The organism is Phormidium pseudopriestleyi FRX01 (genome assembly GCF_017313335.1).
In the GTDB taxonomy this organism is placed as follows: Bacteria; Cyanobacteriota; Cyanobacteriia; order Cyanobacteriales; family Laspinemataceae; genus Laspinema; species Laspinema pseudopriestleyi.
Genome location: NZ_JAFLQW010000187.1, coordinates 1 through 5,649, shown reverse-complemented (window position 1 = coordinate 5,649; position 5,649 = coordinate 1). Strand labels below are relative to the sequence as shown.

Genomic DNA, 5,649 nt, shown 5'->3' with positions numbered 1-5,649 from the left:
TGGTTGGGTCCAGAATCGGGTCTTGAATAGTGGGTTTTACCGTGCCTCTTCCTGAATGGGGACTTGAATAGTGGTTTGGACCCCGTAGGTCATGTCGGAATCAGCCAATTTGATTGTGGATAGCCTTGACTCCCCGACAAGATGTTGATTCAGGGAAGGAAGCTTTAAAGTGGGTATCGAGGCTGCGGAGCCTCGCTACCCATTGCCCTCAACCGTTGCTTATCTTCAGTATTGTCTATGGCTGTTTGCGATCGCGTTTGCAAACTGTTCAAGTTCTGTATAACTTTGAGAAATGTTGTTTGACTTTGGAAAAATATTCTAATTCTCCCCAAAATCATTGAGTTGGGACCATTGTAGAGGGTCCAGTTTACGGGTCTTGGAACAAGGGGCAACCTGCACCGAAAGATGAGCCTTTTAATCTAGCCCTGTCCAGGTGTTAAATTTAATGCCGAAAAATCGTTGTTTTTTGTAGGGGTTTGGTCTCCAAACCCTCTGATCTGATGTAGGGGTTTGGTCTCCAAACCCTCTTCAGGCGCTACTGGATAGAGATCACTCGGTTGAGGAGGGTGCAGAACTCTTTTAGGAATTCGACCTCAGCGGGGTCCCACGATCGCCCCTGGGAATGATAGACCGTGAGGACCCCTTGCCATTGTTCACCTGGGGGAAAGGGGACGAGGAGGGCCGCTTTGATATTCAACGCTGCAAAATAGCCGATCGCCTCTTCATTGACTGCCGTTTGCAGATCAGCAAAGGCAACAGCCTCTCCCGATTGCAACCCCGGGTAACACCTCGTCTGTTGTAAGGAAGATTTCGCCCCTGAGATAGCTTCACTTGCCACGGAGTCCATCAGACAGGTTCCCTGGCGATCGCACAGGGCCACCCGATCCACCCCTAACAAACCCCGTAACTGCAACAGCGAACCGGAGAGAATTTCCTCCTGGGGTAAACACTGAGTAAGACTGGCTGCCAGATACCGAAACAGTCGTTCCCTCAGACTCACCTGATCCAATACCTGAGAGACTTGCGTCACTTGTCGTAGAGATTGAGACGCCTGCAATAACCGACTCACCCGCTGACGCAATACCGCCCAATGTAGCGGTTTCGTCACATAATCCGTGGCCCCAGCTTCAAACGCGCGATCGACGGAATCCGCATCATCGAGCACTGTAATCATCAGAACCGGAGTATGCTCCCCTCCAGGGAGACAGCGTAACTGATGGCAACAGGTGAACCCATCCATCACTGGCATCACCGCATCCAGCAGGACCATATCCGGTTGCAGTCGTTTAAATTCCGCTAAACATTGCTCGCCATTTTTAGCTTCAGCGACGGTATATCCTTCTTCTTCCATTGCTAGACGCAGCAGCGATCGCATCGAGCGATCGTCATCAGCCAGCAAAATTAACGGAGAATTATCTTCACCAGTAGGAGTCATGAATTATCCTGTTTCCGTTCAAGTTCCAAAGCTTTGATCACGTCTTCATACTCCTTTTCCACTTGATTAAGGAACGTCTGGGCAGTGGCAGTAGTCCCCGCCCGACCTAAATTCTCCAACTCTTTCAAAAGATTCGCAAGGGTCAGAGCACCGAGATTGGCACTACTCGATCGCATCGAATGTGCTGCTTGACGCAACCCTTCCGGATTATCTTGCGCCACCGCCTCTCGGATTTCCTGTAGTCTTTCCGGGGCATCTTCAAGATAATTGCCGATAATCAGAGACAACATCGCTGCCGCTTTGGAACCCGCCATATCCCGTAAAGAATCCAGAATCTGGCGATCGAGGACCGCTTCACCCTTTGCACTCCGGGGAGGTGGAGGATTAGAACCAAACAAATGGTCACTGACAAAGGTAGACTGCATCTGATCCCCCGAGTCGGTTTGGGTTCCACCGGATTGAATCTCCTCCAAAGCCCTCGCCAAAGCCTTGATGCGAAAGGGTTTAGTAATATAACCATCCATCCCAGCGGCAAAGCATTTTTGGCGATCGCCCTCCATTGCATAAGCCGTAATAGCAATAATTTTCGGCGCAGGTTCTGGGCGGTTTTGCCATTCTTCTCGAATCTGCCTTGTTGCGGTCAATCCGTCCATCTGCGGCATTTCAATATCCATTAACACCACATCATAAGGTTGACAGCGCAAGGCTTCCAGGGCTTCTATGCCATTTTTGACTAAATCAACTCGATACCCAATTTTTTCCAAGGTCCGCATCGCCACTTCTTGGTTCACGGGATTGTCTTCTGCTAATAGAATCCTTAAGGGAAGCCTTGGTGGGGAGGATTCCGAGACAACAGCACGAGGGTGAACTGGATTCAATGTCTCAGATCTTTCTAATGGGGGACTTTTTTCAATCTGAGCGTGAGGACAAGCAAGGGTAACAATCGTAAAATAAAAAGTAGAACCGGGAAACTGAGAGTCCCCATTCCAGGGTTGCACCTGCCAATTCTCTGGAGGATTTCCGCCACAAGTTCCCATGCTTTCCACCCACATCTGACCCCCCATCGATTCACATAGACGTTTGCTGATGACTAAACCCAATCCGGTGCCGCCATAGCGTCGTGAGGTAGACAGATCCACTTGGGAAAACGATTCAAACAGGCGGTGCATTCCCTCTGGGGGAATACCGATGCCTGTATCTTGAACCTGGAATTGAATTCGATAGCGGCAAGATTGCTGATTGTCCGTGGCAATCAGGTCCTCGGGGATAGGAGAGGCAGTCACAGAGACGATCGCCTCGCCGACTTCGGTGAATTTGACCGCATTCCCCAGGAGATTGACCAAAATTTGCTGGAGTCGAGTGCGATCGCCCATAATCTGGGCGGGAGTCTCCGGGTTAATTTGGGTGACGAAACGAATCCCTCGGGCATTCGCTTGGGGCGAAAGGACGCTCACTGCTCTAGCAATACAGTCCGGCAAGTTCAAGGGGTGTTCGTCGAACTCCAATTTACCGGACTCAATTTTAGAAAGGTCCAGAATATCGTTAATAATCCGTAATAAACTTTCGCTGCTGTTGCGAATTGTTTCAGTCCACTGTCTTTGTTGTTGAGTCTGGGCGGTATCCAGGAGGAGGTCCGTCATGCCGAGTACCCCATTGATGGGGGTGCGGATTTCGTGACTCATCATTGCCAAAAACTCACTTTTGGCTTGATTGGCGACCTCTGCTAACTGTTTGGCGCGATCGAGGGCGAGATTTTGCTCGGCGAGTTGTTGACGCTGTTGAGTTTCCCGTTCCAGTAACTCCGCTTGTGCTAAGGCAATCCCGACTTGATCGGCTACAGCTTCGAGGAGTTCGATTTCATCCTCTCGCCACTGTCGCAATCCAAGGCATTGTTGCAAGGCGATCGCCCCATTGGGTTCTCCTTGATAGGAGGTGCGAATTGCCATGAGCGATCGCACACCGAGTTGCTCAAACATTGGGTAAATCGAGGATACCAGAGGGTTATCCTGGATATCATCAATGGCGATCGCCCGGTCCTGGGCAATTAAGCGTTCGGCCAAGGGATTACCCCGAATCGGAATCTCTAAATTTAGCAGGGAACTCACCCCGGGAATCAAATACTCCGTCACGCAGTACAATTGCGTGCAGGGTAAGACTTGATAGCGAAATAGCAAACAGCGATCGACCTGCAATGCTCGTCCCAGTTGGGTTGCCGTGGTTTGTAAAATTTGGTGAGTGTCCAAACTCTGGCGAATTTTCTGGGTGATTTGTCGCAGAAGTAGACTGCGATGAAAGGCTTGGGCGAGGGCCGTTGCTGCCTGTTGCCGTTCCAGTTCACCCCCAATCCACTGCGCCATTAATTTGAGTAATTCTCGTTCTACCGCAGTAAAGGGACGGCGACGGGGATCGGGACTAGAAAAGCTCAGGGAACCATAAATTTGACCCGCAACGATGACGGGGGTGCCGAAATAAGCCGGGGCCGGTTCAGTGGGAGAATAGGGGTCCGATTCGCACCCAGTAACGATCGGGGACTGAATCGCCCTGAATACAGGGTCTGCTTGTAACTCCCGACTCCCGGGGCGATCGCCGGTGAAAACAGTCCCCGGAACAATCGCGCAACTCGGGGGATGGGCGGCAATGACTTCCAGGCGATCGCTCACCAACCGCCCTAACAGTCCCCTCTCTAGCTCAAACCACTCGCATCCCAGTTCTAATAATCGCTGCAACCGCTGGTCAAAACTTAGGGTCGCATCCGCGCTGACTTCATATAAAGCCCTGATACTCGCTTCACTAAAGCGCAATTCTCGTTCTGCTTGCTTGCGCCAGGTTAGGTCAAATCCTGCAAAAACTGCCGCCTTACCTCCAAGATATTTCTGCGCGACGACTAAATAATGCCAGGGAAGTCCATCTACTTCCCATTCCATTTCCACAGAGGTTTCTGATTCGCTACTCTGGAAAAAGTCCTGGACAAAATCTCGAATTTCTATTTCCGGTTCCAGAAAACCCATCGTTTTGCCGATAAAGGTTTCCGGTTGAATATTGAAGGAACGCGCTAGGTAACGGTTAATCCCGAGATAGGTCAAATTATCATCAATCCAGGCAATGCTACCAGGTACGGAGTCTAGGACGGCACGCAGTTGATCTCGCGCTTGTCGCAATTCTTCCTCTACCTGGTGGCGTTCCGTGATGTCCCGAACTGCTACCACCCGAACCAGGCGGTTTTGATACTCAATCATTTTCGGGTGCAATTCAGCGGGAAAGGTTGAGCCATCTTTCCGCAGTGCGATGACGAGATAGGGGCGATCGCTCTGCTTCTGAATGTTCTGCGAGACGATTTCCCGATACTCTGGGGTGACTAACACCATACCCCCAGTTCCAATGAGTTCTTCTTGTTCATAGCCCAGCATCTCTACCAGAACCCGGTTCACATCCATAATGACCCCGCGATCGTGCAAGAGAATTCCTTCGCCAGTGGCGGCAACCAAACAGCGATATCGTTCTTCGCGTTGTTGGGATGCTTCCATTTGTTGCTTGGGGGTGATGTCATGAACCCAGCTCAGATTTATCGCAATTCCATCGATATCAATGGGTTTTGTCTGGATTTCCCACAATGGTTGAGACTCTCCCGCTTCCTCCGAGGCGATCGCTCCTTGGCGATCCCCGAGGGAATCAAGTTCCTCCAGTTTCAGTTGCTTTAATGCCTCAATCCCATACCCATAAGACTCAGAGGCGGCGACATTGGCATCCAAAATCATCCCAGTTTCTGGGTCAGTGATCCATTGCACTGCCGGATTTTCCTCAAATATCCGACGGTAGAGAATTTCCTTCTCGGTGACTCGGGAGTACAATGGCTCCGGTGCAACCGGCGCAGAGTTATCTGGCAACGATGCGATCGCCGATGGGTTCCTTTCTCCACCGAAGTGTATCCTTTTTGACCACAGATACCCGGCGATCGCACCCACAATCAACCCACAGAAAATTCCTATCAACTGCATAGCCTGCTGTTATGGTTTCTTTCTCTCATCATAAGGCGGTGAGGGGATTGGGGGCTGGAGACAGAGTTTAAATTTCTGACTAAAGCTGTTTAAACTTACTCATTTTTTATGCTATTATAAGGTTATGAGCAAGTTTAAGATTGCCGAAGTCGCAAAAATTATGCAGAGTATCACCATCTACATTGTTCTTTGCTAGTCTTTATGATAGCCTCCGTCACC

The 5,649-nt window shown here is 50.3% G+C and carries 2 protein-coding genes; both read right to left on the bottom strand.

Annotated elements, in window-relative coordinates; translation table 11 throughout:
• Window positions 1–535: 535 nt before the first annotated feature.
• On the bottom strand, window positions 536–1,435 hold the full coding sequence (locus J0895_RS06745) for a response regulator (RefSeq protein ID WP_207087342.1): 900 nt from the start codon (window positions 1,433–1,435) through the stop codon (window positions 536–538).
• Window positions 1,432–5,430 (bottom strand): PAS domain S-box protein, encoded by a 3,999-nt coding sequence (locus J0895_RS06740; protein WP_207087341.1) that lies wholly within the window; start codon window positions 5,428–5,430, stop codon window positions 1,432–1,434. The genes J0895_RS06745 and J0895_RS06740 overlap by 4 nt, the downstream gene beginning before the upstream one ends.
• Between the last annotated feature and the right edge of the window lie 219 nt (window positions 5,431–5,649).

Bases quoted from the DNA above. Each gene is read 5' to 3' on its own strand.
- J0895_RS06745 (WP_207087342.1), bottom strand. From the start codon at position 1,435: ATGACTCCTACTGGTGAAGATAATTCTCCGTTAATTTTGCTGGCTGAT.
- J0895_RS06740 (WP_207087341.1), bottom strand. From the start codon at position 5,430: ATGCAGTTGATAGGAATTTTCTGTGGGTTGATTGTGGGTGCGATCGCC.